The organism is Methylobacter sp. (assembly GCF_030680395.1).
In the GTDB taxonomy this organism is placed as follows: domain Bacteria; phylum Pseudomonadota; class Gammaproteobacteria; order Methylococcales; family Methylomonadaceae; genus Methylobacter_A.
Genome location: NZ_JAUXVR010000035.1, coordinates 1 through 18,151, shown reverse-complemented (window position 1 = coordinate 18,151; position 18,151 = coordinate 1). Strand labels below are relative to the sequence as shown.

19 protein-coding genes are annotated in these 18,151 nt (G+C 48.8%); 5 read left to right on the top strand and 14 right to left on the bottom strand.

Features of this window, described 5'->3' with window-relative positions:
- Positions 1 to 330: 330 nt before the first annotated feature.
- From Q8L79_RS14595 to Q8L79_RS14565, 7 genes are all read right to left on the bottom strand, one after another.
- Positions 331 to 1,761: an NAD(P)/FAD-dependent oxidoreductase gene (locus Q8L79_RS14595; RefSeq protein ID WP_305272518.1), complete on the bottom strand. Its 1,431-nt coding sequence runs from the start codon at positions 1,759 to 1,761 to the stop codon at positions 331 to 333.
- A gap of 162 nt (positions 1,762 to 1,923) precedes the next feature.
- A complete protein-coding gene (locus Q8L79_RS14590; protein WP_305272516.1) occupies positions 1,924 to 2,145 on the bottom strand; it encodes a GDCCVxC domain-containing (seleno)protein in 222 nt (73 codons plus the stop codon).
- Between the two features lie 13 nt (positions 2,146 to 2,158).
- Positions 2,159 to 2,359 carry a zf-HC2 domain-containing protein gene (locus tag Q8L79_RS14585; RefSeq protein WP_305272515.1) on the bottom strand — a complete coding sequence of 67 codons (201 nt, stop codon included), beginning with the start codon at positions 2,357 to 2,359 and terminating at the stop codon, positions 2,159 to 2,161.
- Positions 2,352 to 2,948, bottom strand: coding sequence for a sigma-70 family RNA polymerase sigma factor (locus Q8L79_RS14580; protein WP_305272513.1), 597 nt, complete (start codon positions 2,946 to 2,948; stop codon positions 2,352 to 2,354). Before Q8L79_RS14580 ends, Q8L79_RS14585 begins: the two co-directional genes overlap by 8 nt.
- A 15-nt stretch (positions 2,949 to 2,963) precedes the next feature.
- On the bottom strand, positions 2,964 to 3,998 hold the full coding sequence (locus Q8L79_RS14575; RefSeq protein ID WP_305272511.1) for a methyltransferase domain-containing protein: 1,035 nt from the start codon (positions 3,996 to 3,998) through the stop codon (positions 2,964 to 2,966).
- 25 nt (positions 3,999 to 4,023) lie between these two features.
- Positions 4,024 to 5,133, bottom strand: coding sequence for an inorganic phosphate transporter (locus Q8L79_RS14570; RefSeq protein ID WP_305272509.1), 1,110 nt, complete (start codon positions 5,131 to 5,133; stop codon positions 4,024 to 4,026).
- Positions 5,134 to 5,239: 106 nt separating this feature from the next.
- Positions 5,240 to 5,743: a DUF1269 domain-containing protein gene (locus tag Q8L79_RS14565; RefSeq protein WP_305272508.1), complete on the bottom strand. Its 504-nt coding sequence runs from the start codon at positions 5,741 to 5,743 to the stop codon at positions 5,240 to 5,242.
- A 299-nt stretch (positions 5,744 to 6,042) separates the two neighbouring features.
- Here Q8L79_RS14565 and Q8L79_RS14560 point away from each other — a divergent pair, with 299 nt between their 5' ends.
- The 4 genes from Q8L79_RS14560 to Q8L79_RS14545 are packed head-to-tail and all read left to right on the top strand — an operon-like array spanning position 6,043 to position 9,925.
- Entirely contained in the window at positions 6,043 to 7,245 is a 1,203-nt protein-coding gene (locus Q8L79_RS14560; protein ID WP_305272506.1) for an NrdH-redoxin, read from the top strand.
- A gap of 26 nt (positions 7,246 to 7,271) precedes the next feature.
- Positions 7,272 to 7,706, top strand: coding sequence for an archease (locus Q8L79_RS14555; RefSeq protein ID WP_305272504.1), 435 nt, complete (start codon positions 7,272 to 7,274; stop codon positions 7,704 to 7,706).
- Between the two features lie 12 nt (positions 7,707 to 7,718).
- Complete coding sequence (locus Q8L79_RS14550) at positions 7,719 to 9,149, top strand: RtcB family protein (RefSeq protein ID WP_305272502.1); 1,431 nt, start codon at positions 7,719 to 7,721, stop codon at positions 9,147 to 9,149.
- Positions 9,150 to 9,193: 44 nt separating this feature from the next.
- Complete coding sequence (locus Q8L79_RS14545; protein ID WP_305272500.1) at positions 9,194 to 9,925, top strand: DUF72 domain-containing protein; 732 nt, start codon at positions 9,194 to 9,196, stop codon at positions 9,923 to 9,925.
- A gap of 141 nt (positions 9,926 to 10,066) precedes the next feature.
- Here Q8L79_RS14545 and Q8L79_RS14540 read toward each other — a convergent pair whose 3' ends face one another.
- Positions 10,067 to 10,864 carry an FRG domain-containing protein gene (locus Q8L79_RS14540; RefSeq protein WP_305272498.1) on the bottom strand — a complete coding sequence of 266 codons (798 nt, stop codon included), beginning with the start codon at positions 10,862 to 10,864 and terminating at the stop codon, positions 10,067 to 10,069.
- Positions 10,865 to 11,218: 354 nt separating this feature from the next.
- Here Q8L79_RS14540 and Q8L79_RS14535 point away from each other — a divergent pair, with 354 nt between their 5' ends.
- Positions 11,219 to 11,548, top strand: a complete 330-nt coding sequence (locus Q8L79_RS14535) for a DUF2845 domain-containing protein (RefSeq protein ID WP_305272497.1) — start codon at positions 11,219 to 11,221, stop codon at positions 11,546 to 11,548.
- Positions 11,549 to 11,682: 134 nt separating this feature from the next.
- Here Q8L79_RS14535 and Q8L79_RS14530 read toward each other — a convergent pair whose 3' ends face one another.
- The 6 genes from Q8L79_RS14530 to Q8L79_RS14505 form a co-directional block, all read right to left on the bottom strand.
- Positions 11,683 to 12,591, bottom strand: coding sequence for a hypothetical protein (locus Q8L79_RS14530; protein WP_305272495.1), 909 nt, complete (start codon positions 12,589 to 12,591; stop codon positions 11,683 to 11,685).
- 165 nt (positions 12,592 to 12,756) lie between these two features.
- Entirely contained in the window at positions 12,757 to 13,563 is an 807-nt protein-coding gene (locus Q8L79_RS14525; protein ID WP_305272493.1) for an META domain-containing protein, read from the bottom strand.
- A 228-nt stretch (positions 13,564 to 13,791) separates the two neighbouring features.
- Positions 13,792 to 14,229 carry a hypothetical protein gene (locus Q8L79_RS14520; RefSeq protein WP_305272492.1) on the bottom strand — a complete coding sequence of 146 codons (438 nt, stop codon included), beginning with the start codon at positions 14,227 to 14,229 and terminating at the stop codon, positions 13,792 to 13,794.
- Positions 14,230 to 15,510: 1,281 nt separating this feature from the next.
- Positions 15,511 to 15,894, bottom strand: a complete 384-nt coding sequence (locus Q8L79_RS14515; protein WP_305272490.1) for a DUF302 domain-containing protein — start codon at positions 15,892 to 15,894, stop codon at positions 15,511 to 15,513.
- 196 nt (positions 15,895 to 16,090) lie between these two features.
- Entirely contained in the window at positions 16,091 to 17,092 is a 1,002-nt protein-coding gene (locus Q8L79_RS14510) for a hypothetical protein (protein WP_305272488.1), read from the bottom strand.
- 662 nt (positions 17,093 to 17,754) lie between these two features.
- The coding region (locus Q8L79_RS14505) for a transposase (protein ID WP_305272486.1) at positions 17,755 to 18,151 on the bottom strand (397 nt) is incomplete at its 5' end.

Genomic DNA, 18,151 nt, shown 5'->3' with positions numbered 1-18,151 from the left:
ACACGCCATCCATGGCATGCTGAAAGCTAAAACAGAATTTGACGGGACTCGTTTTTACACGTTTCCTGTTGAAGCAAAATCATAAAATTTTATGATGTCTTGCAAAATTGGGCTTGTGGTTTAAGAGAGTATCTACATAGCTACGTTGCTAATTTTTCGTGCCTTTCGTGCTTTTCGTGGACAATGCGTAACATCAGTTATTCACCAGGTTCAAAGCAGGCTTTGCCTACATTGATGTAGAGTTTCCAAGGCGCGCACGGCACGCCCTACGGCAGATGTTCCTGTTAAATAACACATTGTTTTGTTTAACATACGAACAAATCAGTCACATTATCCCCGCCAACCGAAAATCCATTTCAGCCACTGTTTCCGTTTCGGCGTCAGCGCTTCCTTAAGCCGCTGGTCGGCGACGCGGCGATTGATTTGCGCCAGCGTGGGATAGATATGGATAGTGTTGCTTAAATCACCGGCTTTCATGCCCTTGCTGATTGCCAGCACATATTCGGCGATTAATTCCCCGGCATGCGGGCCGACGATACAGGCTCCAAGCAATTTACCGCGCGGCGTGGTGATGATTTTCGCCATGCCGACGGTTTCGCCTTCCGTCACCGCGCGGTCGATGTCTGCAAAAGGAAAACGATAAACGCGATGGGCTATGCCTTGTTGCTGCGCGTCGCTCTCCGACAGCCCTACCCTGGCCAGTTCCGGGTCGGTGTAAGTGCACCAGGGAATATTACGGGTTTGGACTTTGCCCGGCCAGTGAAACAGTGCGTTTCTCAACACCACCCCGGCCTGATGTTCGGCCATGTGGGTGAACAGATAAGGGCCTGCGACATCGCCGCAAGCGTAGATATTCTTATTACTGGTTCGCAAACGGGCATCCAAAATTAGCCTGCCATTGTTCAGCTCGATACCGGCCATCTCCAGCCCCAGATTTTCCAGGTTGGCTTTACGTCCCGCCGCGATCAGTAAATGACTGCCGCTCAGCCAGTATTGGCCTTGCTTGGGGTGCTCCAGCAACACACGCACTTCATCGTTGTGCCGTTCAACTTTGATAACTTGAATGCCAAGATGCAGATCGATACCTTCCTGTTTAAATTGTGCGCTCACCACCGCGCTCATATCCTCGTCTTCGCGCGGCAACAAACGAGGAGCAAGGTCGAACAAGGTCACCCGGCTACCTAGCCGGGCCAGACTTTGCGCCATTTCACAGCCGATCGGTCCAGCGCCAAGAATCAGCAAATGCCGAATGTCCTCTTGTACGGAAAACAGGGTTTCGTTGCTTAGATAAGGCGTTTGATCCAACCCGGCCAGCGGCGGAATCGCCGGACGGGTGCCGGTGGCAATTACGAATTTTTTGGCGTATAGCAGCCTGTCATTAACCGCAAAGACATCGGGGGCGGTAAATCGACCGGCGCCGAAAACGACTTCAACCCCCAGCGCGGCAAAGCGTTCCGGGCTGTCGTTGGGTTCGATGTGTTTGATAACGCTTTGCACGCGCTGCATCACAGCGGGTAAACCAATTAGCGGTGTTTGTGCGGGGATACCAAAACGTTCGGCATCCCGAATGGTGCGCGCTACTTTGGCGCTGTGGATCAGAGTTTTGCTGGGGATACAGCCATAATGCAGACAATCGCCGCCCAACGCCTTTTTTTCCACCAAAATCACTTTCGCGCCCAGCGTCGCCGCCCCGGCTGCGGCCACCAACCCGGCTGCTCCGCCGCCAATGATACACAGATCGTAATCTGTTTTATGAGCCATAGATTTACTCCAGTTTCTGAATGAATTCAAACATCAGTCGAATCAGAACTGAAATCCTTACAGGGGATCAGGATTTTTTACTGTACCGGAAAGGTTTATGGCCGCTGTAACACTGGATTGCCTTACGCTTGAATCGTAAATTGTAGGAGTCTGAACGATTTGTCACCCGCAACAGCCCGAATGTTTGCCGTGCAGCTGAATCGGAGGACAGGCGACGCTGCCATAGGAACAGAATACGCAGCAATCGCCGGTTTTGGGTTTTAGCAGGCTATGACAGCTCTCGCATTCATAGAACCATTGACAGGCATCGGTGGGCATTTGTTCGGTTTTGCTGTGACCACAGATCGGACAGACCAGCGTGGACTCAAAAATGATATTGTTCATGAGATAGCTTAATTTACGATTTGTTATCTAACCGGCTTTGCAATTCGTCGGTATAACGACGCGCCGCCTTGCGGATGAACCGGCTCTGGGTTTGGAAATTGCGGCAGCGGTTGCACATCATCACATGCAGCCCTACTGACAAACGCTCGCTCAAACTCAATTTTTTATCCAATTCCTGAGAAACCAGGGCGGAAATATCCCGACAGCTACGCATGATGTTGCTCCTGTTTTGTGTTGTTGAACCAACGGATGTCCAGACATTCGCGCAGCCTGAGCCGCGCCCTGTGCATGGTGACCCAGTAATTGGCATCGCTGAGTCCGGCTTCACGGCAAACCTCGTCGGCATCCAGTCCGACCAGTTCGCGCAGCATGAACACGTTAGCCATTTTCGGTGGCAAATTGTTTTGACAGACTTCGTAGATCGCCCAGAATTCCTGCTGCTTTAATGCCGCTTCGGGATCGGCCCAGGCTTTGGGGCCGCCATTCCAGTGACCGCTGCTCATGAAATAATCGTCTTCTTCCGCTTCGCCATCGCCTTCGTCGGTTCGGTCAAAGGTCGGGGCGACGGCTTCACGGGCGCTACGCCGCCAATGATCGGCGATTTTATGCTTAAGAATGCCAATCAGCCAAGTGCGCAGACCCGCCTTGCCTTCAAATCCCGCTGCCGATTGCCAGGCGGCCAGCAGCGTCTCCTGCACGGCATCGTCGGCCAACTCGCTGTCGCGCAATTGCAGCAGCGCGTAACGAAACAGCACCGGTCGTTGTACGGCCAGCGTCTGTTCGGTCAATAAGGTGTCGTTCATTGCTGTTTGCACTGTTTAACAACACGCCGCCGATTCGCCCTGCGACTCCGGCGTACAGTCGAACAAGCCGAAGTGACGGGATTGATCGCCCCATATTTGAAAATGCCCGGCATAGCGGCTGGCGGCCAGCATGTCGGCGGTATTGCCGCATACCCGTAAGGGTCGGCCGGTTTCGAAATGATGATGGTCGTCCAGATCGAAGGCGTGAGGATGTTCCGGGATAGTGCCTAGATAACAGGCGACTTGGCCGTAATCCTCGCAACGATCTTCCAGCGGCAGCTTGAAGGCGCGGACGGTGATCGAGTCAAACTTGACCATGCCGATTTTGGCGGCAACTTCAGGATCGTCGAGGCTAATGGGATTTTGTTTAACCACCCGCACATCGGGGCAACCCAACTCGTGCAAAATCCGCCGGAAGTCTTCCCAATACAAAGCGCCGCCCAGGCATTCGCCGAGTAAAACCGGGTCTTGGCGCAGCGCGGCCGGGATGCGGCGGTCGGCGAAGACATCGGAAAAATACAGTTCGCCGCCCGGTTTCAGCACCCGGAATATTTCCGCCAGCACCCGTGGTTTTTCCGGCGACAGGTTGATCACGCAATTGGACACCACCACGTCGATGCTGTTGTCATCAATACCGACAGCTGCCAAGTTTTCAATATGGCCGTGCAAAAATTCAACATTGGCGTAGCCGAAGCGCTCGGCATGCCAGTCGCGATGACGCACCGCGACTTCCAGTTGCTCCGGCGTCATATCGACGCCGATCACACGACCTGTAGGGCCGACCAGTTTCGACAACAAATAGCAGTCGCGCCCGGAACCGCAGCCCAAATCCAGCACGGTCTTGCCGGTTAACACCGGGGGCAGCGGCGAGCCGCAACCGTAAAAGCGTTCCAGCACTTCCGGGTGCAAACCGGCCAGCAAAGCTTTCAGGTAAGTCGGCATCGCGTCGATACTGCAACAGGCGCTGGTTTTCAGGTCATTGCTGGATTGCAAAACCTGGCCGTAATAATGGCGAACGGATTCGTTGATTTCGATACTGGTAGTCGTCATGGTTTTTGTTCTCTCGTATTTCAGGTTAAAAGCGGGTACTAACGGCGTAGATAACGGCTGAGCATAATGCCGCACAGGGTAGCGTAAGCAGCCAGGATAATGCAATCGATGCAATCACGCCGGTGTTGGCGCTGCCGCCGGTCAGGCCGATACCGAACAAGGCGCCGACCGAGACATGGGTGGTGGATACCGGCATGCCCAGTTTACTGGCAAAAATCACCAGTAATGCGGTAGTCAGATTGGCTGAAAGGCCTTGGACCGGGGTAATCGGGGTGATTTTATGGCTCATGGTTTCCGCGACCCGCCGGGCGTTGAATAATCCGCCCAACAACATCGCTACGGCAATCGCTGCAATTATCCATTGCAGGTTAAAACCGGGAACCAACAACAATAATGCCGCCATTTTAGGCGTGTCGTTGAGGCCGCGAGCAAAACACACTGCCCCGGCACTGCAAAAATGCAGGCTGTTAAGCATGCGCCGGGCATCAAAACCTAACACGACGTCAACGTCGCGGTCAGCGCAAATCATTTGCGGGGCTATGATCAATGCGGATGAAGGGGCAGCCGATAACGCCATTGCTGTGTTGGACGAACCTGTCAGCACAAGGCTGTCAGGTTGTTCCGCGCATAAGCATAAGGGTTGGTTAAACCCGGACAGTTTATGTTGAAACCGATACAGCAACGCCGCCAGCAACAGCGCGGCAAACGGGCTTAATAGCAGCGGCAGGACAAAATTGTTTAACAGGGGTGCCGGATTCATAGCCTCCCCTGTTGCCAACAGCGTACTGCCCACCATTGCCCCCAACAAGGCGTGAGTGGTTGAAATCGGGAAACCGAAGCGGGTCGCCAGAATCACGGTCATCCCCGCGCCACCGGCTACCGCAATCATGAACGGCAGGGATTGAATCAGCGCGTCAGGCGCCAGACCTTTGCCGGAGAATTTGACCATCAAGGTTTGCGCCAGAAACACTGCGCAAACCGATCCGGCCAGTGTCGTCAGCGTTGCCCAGCTTAAAGCCAGGCGATAATTCGCCGCGCCGCTGCCGAATAAGGTCGCGACACCTTTAAAATTGTCATTGGCTCCATTGGCATAGGCCAGAAAACAAACGGTAATGAATAAGACGCTTGTAATCATTGCAGTTCTCCTTTGTCGATCACGATATTACCGTAAGTCGTTAGGAGAACGATAAACCTTACAAAAAATATTCAGGCCGTGGGACTGAAATAGGGACAATGGTTCATTAATAGGATGGCGGAAGAATCGGTTCGACGCCCTCAAACTCCGCATCAGGATGATGTTTTGTTATCAATTGCTTGATGGTTTCTATCCGTTCCCGGGGAACATCAACTAGTATTAGTAGTTGGCCCTGTTCGATAGCTTCTTCAAACTGTTTTAACCTTGAATTGCCCGAATTCATTCCCGCTAAACCGCCCATCATAGACCCGATGGTTGCGCCTGCCATAATGATCCCCAAAAGCGGCCCGCCCGCAATGGCAAACCCCGCAAAGCGCAAACCGATTAAGCCTGCCAACAATCCCGTTGTTCCGCCTAATGCAACGCCTCGCTCAACGGCGGGAATAAAATCGGTTTTTATGGACATCCCGGCCTCTGGGAGTCCTTCAAGGGGTGTGTCCCTTTTCGCCAGAATATGAATATAGCGATCTTCTATGCCCTCAGCCTGGAGCTCTTCGACGATTTTATGGGTGATTTCAATGTTGGGAACTAAAAAATAAATTCTTCTCACGGCGTTCTCCTCTTTTGATGATATTCACATTGACGATGAAGTCCAATGAGAAGTTATGTTGATTTGCCAAGTATTAGGTTTTCGGGTAAACCGATATCAGTATAATAGATTTATTTCATTATTTTTCAATAAGTTAAACTACGTATTTGTTTGAGCTCATTGATAGTATATTCTCAGTATCCCGTTACAACTCTGATTTAAACATTTTTGCCGACTTCTCAATATCGCTTAATAGAGAATTCAAAATATTGTTTTGCACATATGCTACATAAAATTGGACGTTTGACTGGAGGCTATCCTTGAAATCGATAACCGGCTTGTTTTTTACCCGATGGTTTTTTATTTTCGTAGGGCTCTCAACCTTTGGCTTGAGTCCGATGGCATTTTCCGGAATAACAAGCGCTTTACCGGTAAAGACCGACGCATCTGCCGATATTGAAGTCTTCGTACAACAGGGTTGCCCACATTGCGCGGACGCGGAGGCTTTTTTACAAGCGCTCAAACGCGAACAACCCGCACTGAGCGTCATTATTCATGACCTAAGTCTGGAACCCTCTGCACTGGAACGATTGCAGATCCTCGCCAGGAATCAGGGCATAAAATCAATAAGAGTGCCTGCTTTTCAGGTAGGCGGACAATTAATCTTCGGTTATTCAAGGGCGGCCAACACCGATCAGCTCATCCGTAGCGCGCTTGCTAAAATCCACACGTCCAAAATTCAGGAGAGTTCAGGCAGTTGCGAAATAACGGCAGACGCATCTTGTGAAGCCCCGCAATACCTCGACTTTCTCGGTTACAGACTGTCGCTGGACGAGATCGGTTTACCCCTGTTCACGCTGGCAATGGGCCTGCTGGACGGCTTCAATCCTTGCTCCTTATGGGTTTTAATGCTGATGATCTCGTTGCTCGCGTCGATGAATGACCGGATACGCATGTTCGCCATCGCCGGCACCTTCGTCGCCGTGGAAGGTCTGGTTTATTTCATTTTCATGGCAGCCTGGCTCAACCTGTTCCTGCTGATCGGCCTGTCCCGGCTTTCGGAAATCGTCATTGGAGTTATCGCCTTGCTGGCCGGACTGATTAATCTCAAGGATTTCCGGTTTTACCGGCGGGGTGTGTCGTTATCGATTCCGGATGCTGCCAAACCCGACATATATGCCCGCATCCGGCAAATTCTCCAGGCGCAAAATCTTGCAGGCGCGCTGATCGGGGCGGTAGCGTTGGCTGTTTTGGTGCAGATTGTCGAATTCATGTGTACCTCGGGTTTTCCCGCGCTGTACACACGCATTCTAACGCTGGAGCAGCTAAGTTCGATGAGCTATTACGGCTATTTGCTGCTCTACAATCTGGCCTATATGTTCGATGACATTGTTATTTTGGCCATCGGCATCATCACGCTGAGTCAACGACGGCTTCAGGAAAAGGAAGGTCGCCGGCTCAAATTAATCAGCGGTCTGGCGATGACCGGAATTGGCGTCTATTTATTATTAAAACCTGTCTGACACATCTCATATAGCGAGGCCGACCATTGAACAGTCAATCGATAACACCCCACTGGGAACATTTTGAACATGAAGCGGACATCGGCATACGCGGCATTGCGCCCACGCTTGAACAGGCGTTCGAACAAGCCGCTGTCGCCATGACCGCAGTCGTCACCCATCTTGACTCGGTTTCTGCATCAAAAGTCGTCTGTATCTATTGCGAAGCGCCCGACACTGAACTGCTGTTCGTTAGCTGGATTAATGAACTGGTCTATGAAATGTCTGCGCACGGTCTGCTGTTCAACCGCTATGAAGTCGTTATTGATAACGGTACATTATCCGCGACAGCTTTTGGCGAAGCCGTTGATCGGCAAAAACACCAACCCGCCGTGGAAATCAAAGGCGCTACTTTTACCGAGCTGCGCGTTTATCAACAAGCCGATGACTTGTGGGTTGCCCAATGTGTTGTCGATGTTTAGAGGAGTTATTCAATGGATACCCGTCAATTTATACAACGAGATGAAACTTGCTGGGAAATTCAACCCCAAGGGGCCATGCGCGTCCCCGCGATTATTTATGCCGACGCGCAATTGCTGGAGGATATGGACCAGAAAGTTTACGAACAAATCACCAATGTCGCGACCTTGCCCGGTATTGTTGAAGCCGCCTATGCGATGCCTGACGCACACTGGGGTTACGGTTTTCCGATCGGCGGTGTCGCCGCTTTTGATATAGATCAGGGCGGCGTCGTATCGGCCGGCGGTGTAGGTTTCGATATTTCCTGCGGTGTGCGCACCTTGCATACCGGCCTTACTGTAGACCAGTTGCAGCCGCACAAACAGGCGCTGGCTGATGCGTTATACCGCACGGTTCCCGCCGGTCTCGGCAGCAGGGGCCGGATACATTTGAATCATGAAACCATGCACGGCATGCTAACTGGCGGCGCAAAATGGGCGCTCGAACAGGGTTATGGCGAAGCGCAGGATCTGGAACGCATTGAAGAACACGGCTGTATGGCCGGTGCTGAATCCCACTATGTTTCCCCTAAAGCCCGTGAGCGGCAAAAAGATGAAATGGGCACGTTGGGTTCCGGCAATCATTATCTGGAAGTGCAGCGGGTCGCGGAGATTTTTGACCGGAATGTCGCCAAAACTTTCGGCTTGCGGGTTGATGATGTGGTGATCAGCATTCACTGCGGTTCCAGAGGCTTGGGTCATCAAATCGGCACCGAGTTCTTGAAAGACATGGCAATGTCGGCGGCTCAATACCAGATCGCCTTGCCGGATCGCGAACTGGCCTGCGCGCCGTTAAACTCACCTTTAGGCAAGCAATATCTGGGCGCGATGCGGGCAGCCATCAATTGCGCTTTAGCCAATCGGCAGATTATCACCCATTTAACCCGGCAGGCTGTTGCGACGATATTTCCCGGCATCCATCTCGGTTTACTCTACGATGTTTCGCACAACACCTGCAAGGTCGAACAGCACACGATTGACGGCCGGAAAAAATCGCTGTACGTACACCGCAAAGGCGCAACCCGCGCTTTCGGTCCGGGCCATCCCGATTTGCCATCCGTATTTAAAGAAGTCGGTCAACCGGTGCTGATCGGCGGTTCCATGGGCACCAGTTCTTATGTGCTGTGCGGCACCAAAGACAGCGAACAGCGCTCGTTCAGTTCGGCCTGTCATGGCGCGGGGCGGGCAATGAGCCGCAGCCAGGCGACTAAGCATTGGCAAGGCAGAACGGTGGTAGAAGAATTGGCTGCGCGAGGCATCATTATTCGCAGCCCGTCGATGCGCGGCGTAGCCGAAGAAGCCCCCTTGGCTTATAAAGATGTCAGTGCGGTGGTGGATGTTGCCGACAGAGCGGGTCTGGCCCGAAAAGTCGCCAAACTGGAACCGGTGATTTGTGTCAAAGGTTAAAGCCTAAAGACGAAAGGCTAAAAATATGTCTTGTCTATAGACCTATGATTTCCATCGGCACCAGCGGCTGGGGTTATCCGGACTGGCAACAGCATTTTTACACCGGCGTCGCCCGAAAAGACTGGCTGAGGTTCTACGCTGAGCGCTTTTCCGCAGTGGAAATCAACGGCACTTTTTACCGCCTGCAAAGTCTCGACACGTTTAAAAAATGGTTCGACGAAACCCCGGCAACATTCAGATTCGCATTAAAAGCCAATCGTTACTTAACGCATAACAAAAAACTACGTGATCCCTTACCGTCGGTGCTGATTGAGAAAAGCCATGCCGAAGCGCTTGGAGAAAAACTGGCCGTAGTATTGTGGCAACTGCCCGGCTTATTCCAAAAGGACTTGGCACGCTTAAGAGATTTTATCGACGCCTTACAACAATGGCCTGAAGTGCGCCACAACATAGAATTCAGGCACGCATCCTGGTTTGATGATGAAACAGCCGATTGCTTAAGTAAAGCGGAAGTCGCTGTTTGCATATCGGACGCCCAGAGTTGGCCGATGTGGGATCATGTCACCTCAAACCTGGTTTATATCCGCTTGCATGGACACGCACAAACTTACGTTTCTGCCTATAGCCAACCCGAACTGGCCTATTGGGCCGAGCGCATTGACCGATGGCTCCAACAAGATAAGGAAGTGCATGTTTATTTCGACAATACCGCAGAATGCGCCGCGCCTTTTAATGCCTTGGCGTTGCAGACCTTGGTGGAGAGCTACAAGAAATAGATTTTTTCTGGAGTTGAAACTGTGGGAACGAACAAAGCAGCACCCATGCTTCAATATGGCGACAAGTTTCAGGTTTGCCCACCACGACTCCATTAACGAACACCGTCATGTTGAGCGATGAAAACCAATCATCGAACCCAACTATGAATTCGGCCCGACGCCATAATATCTCTTCAACCAGCGTGAAAGACCGTCCAGTCCTGGAAAAAGCATGCGTTCGGTAACATTGTCTTGATCGAGCTTGTCCCGAATCTCCCATTTAAGTTCTTTGGGTATGATTATTCGGTCATATAACACCGGATGTTGTTTTAAAAACTCGCCTAACACTAATCTCGGTCCCGGCATTACCGATAGAATGGCGCCTTGGTTAATTATCCGGGCATCCAATGAAGGCGGCTCGAAAAATAAAATAAAGGGTTGATCGGGCCGCCATGCATCAAGAGTTTCCAGGGTGCGAATATTGTCCTCCAGCATTTCTACAGAAAACAAATCTGCACAGGCATTATGTAACACCTCCTTAAGTGTATCCGGAAGAAGCTTCTTGACTTCGGGTATATTAATTCGCCATATAGCCGCATCTTTATCGTAGTAATTTTCTTCCGCTGTCGCGAAATGAAGCGCAACCTTGGGAGACAAAGTCCAATCCAATAACCGGGTGGGAAGCCCATGGTGCTGCGCTACCGAAAGCCTTATCCATAGCGAATCGCCTGGAATTGACCCGGTTTCCGCGTATTTCTTGAAACTTCTGAGTAAGGGTCGTTCTACACTTTCAAAAGCGCCACCCATACGATAAAGGCTGGTTTCAAGTCCCCAACCGCTATCTGCCACACCTCGATAAACATAATTTGATCTATACCGCTTATGGGTATCGGCATTAGGGGGAAGATCATAAAGAACCCTATGAAGATCCATCCAACTTTCCACTCGAATATCTGACATAAAACCCTCAAAAACAATTTTTGTATTGTCCTACCTTACACAATGGGCACAACAAACGAATACTCAATAACTTAAAACAGGATTGAAGGGCTGGCCCTGAGTTATAAAAAAGGTACGCACAGCCCACCTGCAGAACTGATTTTTTATGTTACCCATAATTGCCGGAACCCTGTAGTCTGTCCAAAAACGAAAGCTATACAGATTTATAGCCCGGACACGCTTTTATACCCAACATCATTCTGTTTCAATATAGAATGGGTTTCCGGCTTGCCCTTCCATCACCGAATGTCAAACTTATGCCGGATTATTTTGATGGCTAACTCATTTAAAACTTTTTCTTTAAAGGTGTATGCAATGAAAAATAACATTACATGGGTCTTGGTTCTGAGTTTATGTTGTTTGAATACCGCCTATGCGATGAGATGCGGGCACAACCTGGTTATTGAGGGCGATTATAAAAACGAGGTAATTGCTCGATGCGGGCCGCCGGACTCAATTGAATCCCACACTGAAATAGTGAGCAGGACGATACGTTTCCCTTACAGAACCCTTGATCTGCAAGAATATGTAGAGATCCAGGTAGAAGAGTGGATATACAATCTCGGCCCTTCCCGTTTCCAGCAATACCTTCGTTTCGAAAACGGTGTATTAATAGAAGTTAAAAGCTTAGGGCGCGGGTATTAAAGCGATTTCTGCCGTTATCTACAAGATCCGCTTGCACAACAATAGACGGACTTGAAAATATACTGATCATCCGCCGCTCTTCTGCCTATTTTATCGAGTGTTCCGTTTGGATCGGTGGCCTTTAAAACGCGTTCTTAGCGGACATGGGCAATTTGTAACGCCACGGTTCGGGTATTGTTACTCCAAACGAGCTCATGGATGTCAAAGCCATTTGCGCACTGCCTATCGTCGTCATCTAATTTGATGCCCAGTTTACTGAGCTTGATATGGATTTTATCAATGCTCAACAGCTTGGCAGGGGTTTCGAGATACGCGACCAGTGTGTCCAGATAAACATCAGGGTTGGCCAGACTTTTTACTCGCGCCTCGTAAGAATTATCGCCGGTTTTGAACGATTGAATGATCTTGCGAGACGTCATCTCCTGCTTGACAAGTGCGACTACGCGGTCAAACAGATACTGTTTTAGCGCCGTGTTTAGCGCTGCACTGCTGGCGCAAGGCGTATGGATTTTGTGTGAAGAGAAATTGACCGCTTCTTGCAGTACTTCGCGAATGAGCATATCACCTTGCATCGCTACGCCCAGCGTTCGTTTTTCGCTCTTGCTGGCAGTTAACAGTGCATATAATACCGGGGCTTGATGTTTGGTGTGGGCGCGTAAAAAAACATCCACATCGCGATCGGTATTAAACAGCTTATCGAAGTCGTTGCTGTTGACAAACAGAGCGTTGATAAGCGGGTTTGTCCTGAATGCTTCCAGGTTCAAGTCGACGGGCGGAGGAATCTCATCGGCGACTTGTAGCACATGGTTGTATAGCGCTCGTACATGCTCCCTTAACTTATCAGAGTAATCGTGTACGGCCCGCATCTTATTGTTTGAGGCATCGACGAAACTTTCGACGATCCGCCTGTCGTCCTCCGTCCGCTGCTCCTTGTCGTGAATATGGTTACCCACACTGCTGACGAGCTTTTGCAGATGATGTAATTGGTCGTCGAAAAACATTCTAAGGCTCAAGGCTTCGTGTGATCGTTTATCGTCGTTCATGACCGGCTCTTCTTGTAAGGGGATAAATGCAGATAAGTAGGATGGGTAATCGCCTCGATTTACGCCAGTGTCTCTTTATGAAATATACTCTTTAAAACAGGGAAAAGCATTTCAGAAAAGCTTTAAAATCCCCGCTCTGTCTTGGCGGCTGAGTGCGAATGATCGTTAATCGACATGTTTCAGGGTCAGTATGGTTTTATTGTTCTTTTTCAGATAGAGACGGTTGTTGCCGAATTCAAAATCATAAGTCTTTTCGGCCAGTAGCGCGCCGATATCGGGGGTGCCCTCGGGCGTAGAGCAGAACATTCTGGTGCTCATCAATTGCTTAAAGATGATCGTATTTCTTTTTATGGAGAATGCGCCGCCGATGCCGTTACAACCGTCATGTCCGTTTAGTCGCCGCTCTCCGGCCGATAATTCGAGCGTCGGAAGTCCTTTCATGAATGAAGCCGGTTTGAGCGCTACGCCTTCAACCTGTTCGACCACCCAAATACCGGTCAGCCGCATATCGGGGACATAGTCGCCGCATCCGGTAAAATTCCGGTATGACTTGTCTACAGCATGCTTTGCCTGCACCTCGACGAAGTAATCGAAGCGTTCGCCGGACATCGTATCGGTACATGGTTCCGCTGTTGTCGAAATAATTAGTTCGCCTGATTCTGTCTTGGCATGGTATCGAGCGATCCTGGCGTCCCGGCCCAAGGCCTCTTCGGTCGGCGGCGTGCTCAGGTTCAGGTCATTCAAAACTTCGAACTGGAATCGCTGGTCAAAATCCATGTCCAGGCTCCAGAAAGGTTCGTTCCCCCGGGCATAAAAGTCGATGCCCTGTGCCCATAAGTTATACAGAAAATCCTGGCTTTGACCTGCAACAGGGGATGGCTTGGTAGAGGGTGCAGAGACCACTGCTGAATTACCGCATCCGATAGTTAAAAGTGGAAGAATGGCAGTGAGAATTTTGAAGGGGTTTTTCATTGTTGGTATTTCAAGACGTTGAATTAAGATGCAAAACGCTGAACTTGATCTGACGGCTTCTAAAGTAGAAGCAACGGAACCTGACATTGACTGGCTGAATTCGACCTTTTGCGGTCATTCGAATTAAAAAGTAAAAAGACTTTTACCCCTTTTTTCTGATTTGGAATCCGGATGAGCCCAAAAAAGACCGCCGACGCGACCTTTTCCGAACTCAACCAGAAAACAGGACTAATCCTTAAGCTTGATAGTCACACCTTGCGTCCCAAGAGCGAACTTCAAACCCTCCCCGGTTCCGTTCAGTTCAAGCACTACACCATGATTGTTTTTCAGCGCTATCGCTCCTTTTCCACCGGCGAGGGTTACGCCTGTTTTCACTCCGTAATAAGTGCCCTCGAAGTCCTTCAATTCCTTCAAGTTATACACGATTCCGGATGCGGAAAATTTGGAAATGCCGACATCGGCCAAGCTAAGCCCGCTGATATCGAAGTTGTGTTCAACACCCTCGTAAGTCATGACACCACCTCCCCAACTCCAGCCGATCCCTGCGGCTACAGAACCTACGTTCAGGTTAATCGTTCCATCGATTTTTGCGGACTTCGCAAACGAAGAAGATGAAAATGCCATAATGCTGATTATGGCTACCAAAATGTAAAGTAATTTGCGCATATCTATCTCCAAATAAGATTAAGAGTTCAATTTTCATATTCATCCATAAACTGGCCAGAAGCCCGGATGACTTAATTGCAATCTATTAATTAGAATTATTATTCACAAATATTGATCAACATTAAAAATATAAAATTATTACACCACTCAATTACAATTACGTCATATAGAATCCTAACGCGTCAATATACCTTTTTCGTAATTAACACTAACTATGGATTTAGAGCCAACGGAATGCGGAAGTATAATTACCCTGCATTCAAACCGATAGCTGATCTAAATTAACATTTTAAATTACAAAAACAATGCGTATAAATACCTAAGGGAAAAGAAAAAAGTCGGCATATATTCGGTTATCGCCAGGCCCTTACTTCTGGGCGATCCAAGCCAAAAACACACTTTGATTAATTACCAGATACGTATATACACTAACTCTAAAAATTATATTATTTGATATATTAAAGCGTGTTCACGCTTTCAAGGCATCTTGACAATATTAATCGTCCCAAGTTTTTGCGCGTTTTCCATATTAGATCTTAAGTACCCGTTCAAAATTAATTCGGTATTTTTCCAGCATTGGCACGAACAATACTTTAAAAAACAGAAAGTTAATTATGATTAACGCCTGAATATTTATGAATGAGCACTTACATAAAATAAAACAATATTGTTTGTTGGCAAGACTATGGCGGACGGTAGAGACGCGATTTATCGCGTCTTTTGAGGGATCTCCAGATAATCACGAGAGTACCGCTAATCTAGACGCGATAAATCGCGTCTCTACGGTTAGACCAATTTGGAATTACGGATCACCAGTTTGATGCGGGGACTTTTGGGACGATTAATACATAAAAATTATCGACCCTTTTATAGCTGCTTCTAGCCGTTTTAAACCGATCAGTTTTAGTAAATCTTTTCTGGTTTTTAATGTAAATTAGATTTTAAACTTATTACTGATTTTTTCAGATAAAATTCAGACTTTTACATATTCTGTAGTCCGCGCCAATCGGGTACCCAAACCGATGGGGGCAGGCCTTACATTTGACATAAAAGAGTTGCCCAACATTCGGGTATCGGATAATGCAATAACCATGGACAAATCAAAAAGATCTTGCCATAGCATTGGAATGTGGTCGTTTATCGTCATTCATGAACGGCTCTTCTTGTAAGGGGATAAATGCAGATAAGCAGGATGGGTGGAGCGTGAGCGAAACCCATGATAAGCGTTATCATAATACGGCTAGGCGATCGGTTTCACTGTGTTCTACCCATCCTACGAACTCATTTCGCCTCGTCAACCATTCGCTTGGTTTTTTCCTCAACTTCTCTGGCAATTTGCGCCAATGCGGCATCCTGGGATAACGCCGAAAGCATTTCGGCTGGATTGATCAGGCCGATCTTCGTTTTACCTTTTTCCGTGAACACCGAGATACGACACGGTAGCGCCATGTTTAGTCGCATATCGGTTGACAGAACCTTCGCAGCCTGCCCCGGATTGCAAACCTCGAAAATCTTGCACTGCTCATCAAATGAAATGCCTTTACTGCGAAGGGCGGTTCCTAAATCGTGGACGTACAGCACCCCAAAACCGTGCCGTTTAACCGCTGAATCAAGGTCCACCGACGCCTGTTCGAATGATTTGCCGGTCTCAACAATGTAATACATGGGTCACCTCCATCTTTGTAGTCGATACATAATGTAAAGCTAACCGGGCGCGGCCAGGAAAGCTGAAAAATAAAACCGCATTGTAACCGCGCTCCGGTTGAGCGCCATGTTACGCAAAATACGTGATTGCAAGACCTGACCCCCTTTTTTTTGTATGTGATTATCCAGATAGTTTGACAAGTCCTGTACGCCGAGGCTAGAAACGCTTAAACCCCATGAAGTTGCTCATGGCAGGTGTCAGCAGAAGCTGCTGCAATTTGCTGAGCATCTCATGATTCTCCGCCTCCGGCACTAAGTACTTAAGCGCTCGTTCACACTCCAACTTCCGTTGCTGGTCGGTGGTGGGATTGGGGTTGCTTGACTTGTTCGTCTGGTCCCACTCATTTTTGAAAATTCGGATAGGACCATAATATTCTCCATCGATCCCTTCGAATGTCGCTCCTAAAATCCCCTCTTTTATGTGACGATTCTTTCCGTCTCGGCCTATGTCGTACCACTCACCCCGAAGCCCCTTCATCGACCCTGTGGTGAAAAGCCCCTTCTTCCCTAATGCTTTCTTGTGTGCATCAGTTGCGACGGGAAACCATTCCGAACCTACGCTCAAGCTCATTGAACCCGGGTTAAGGCCGCCGTGCTGGGGACCTGAAGTGAACAGACCATCTTCGAACCCCAAGCCGTACTTCCATCTTGCGTTGCCCTCCAGAATGGCCATCATGGACCCCATACATTGGTTTTCGGCAGCATTGCACCGGTTGTAACTAACGAAGTTGTTTTCAAACACTTTCGCCTCGACATATTTTTTTATGTGGGGACTCGGCCCGACTTTCATATCAAAAACGACCCCCACCCGGTGCATCCCAATATATGACTTGCTTAAGTCCACCATATTAAATGTCTGCACCCTCCCTCCATCCTTCCACGCCGGCATCACACCCGTGTACCAGGCCGCAAGTACATCCCGGGTCTTTTTACCCAATGGCTTGTCATTGTCTTCCACCATGATGGTTGGTAGGTCGTGGATCGCGCAAATGTCGAGTGGCAAGCCAAGCGACGTATTATCGTGTTTCTTATCTACGGAGGGATAATGTGTAAAGAGATTCACCTGGCATCCACATGCCCTCCACGAATAGATCATAAACTTTTCGAGCAAGCCAAGTTCGCCGCACCCTATCCATACGAAATTAATGGTCAAATTCATTTGTCGCCTCTCTATGCAATACTGCTACCTTAAAAATATTTAGCATTATAATCAATGTGTTGTGGTTAAAATAAGTGGCGAAATCAAATTCAAAAAGTATTGGGGAAAACAAATTGCGATTCTATTTCTATTTAACTTATTGATTTTGCGTCTATCGGGTACTTTAAAAAGATCATATTTTTGCATACGTTTAACCTATAACCCATTGATCGTTAAATTAATTAACTGATGTTACGCATTATCCACGAAAAGCACGAAAGGCACGAAAAATTAGCAACGTAGCTACATAGGCCGGAATAAGCCGGTTCAAGCGATAGCGAGAACTGGTGTTTCCGACACTCCGATTGTGCCGGAAACACCCACCCTGGCTGACGCCGGGCAGGCTTATTCCGGCCTACATCCGAGTCATTCAGGCATTCATTCCAAATGATGATCTTGAACAGACTTGTTGTATAACGTGAGCGCCGGAGCCTCGGAACGATGTGTTTTAACTATTTTCGTGCTTTTCGTGGGCGACGCTTTTTTTATCATGGTTGGGTTAGGCGCTAGCCGTAACCCAACACACATGTGCAAAATATTGGGTTACGCTATCTCTAACCCAACCTACGAACTGGTTTTTAATCAAAAATCAATTTAATCTGACCCTGAGGTATCCCCACGATTTATCCTTTCTCCAATTTTTCAAAATAGCCGACTAACAGCGCCTGCGCCAGTTTTAAATAATCATCGGGCAATTCAAACACAACATAACGACAGGCGATTTTTCCGAAAAAAACTAGCGAATACGGCGAACGTTTTGTACCGCTATTAACCTTGATCTGTCGTTCAGTAGCGGTGCCCTTTAGGCTGAGGCCAGCCAGCCAAAGTGCAAAGATGATAAGTGCTGCGATCAGCAAAAGATTAGCCCTGCGTTCGGCTTGAATCCTGCTTGCGCGTGTTAAATCCAATCCGTAATGATGGCTCTTGGTATCGCGAAAGCCTTCCTCGATTTGCATTCGAGTTCGGTAATAGTCCACAATTCGGATCGCCGAGTAGGCCTCCAAGGACGGAGATACAACC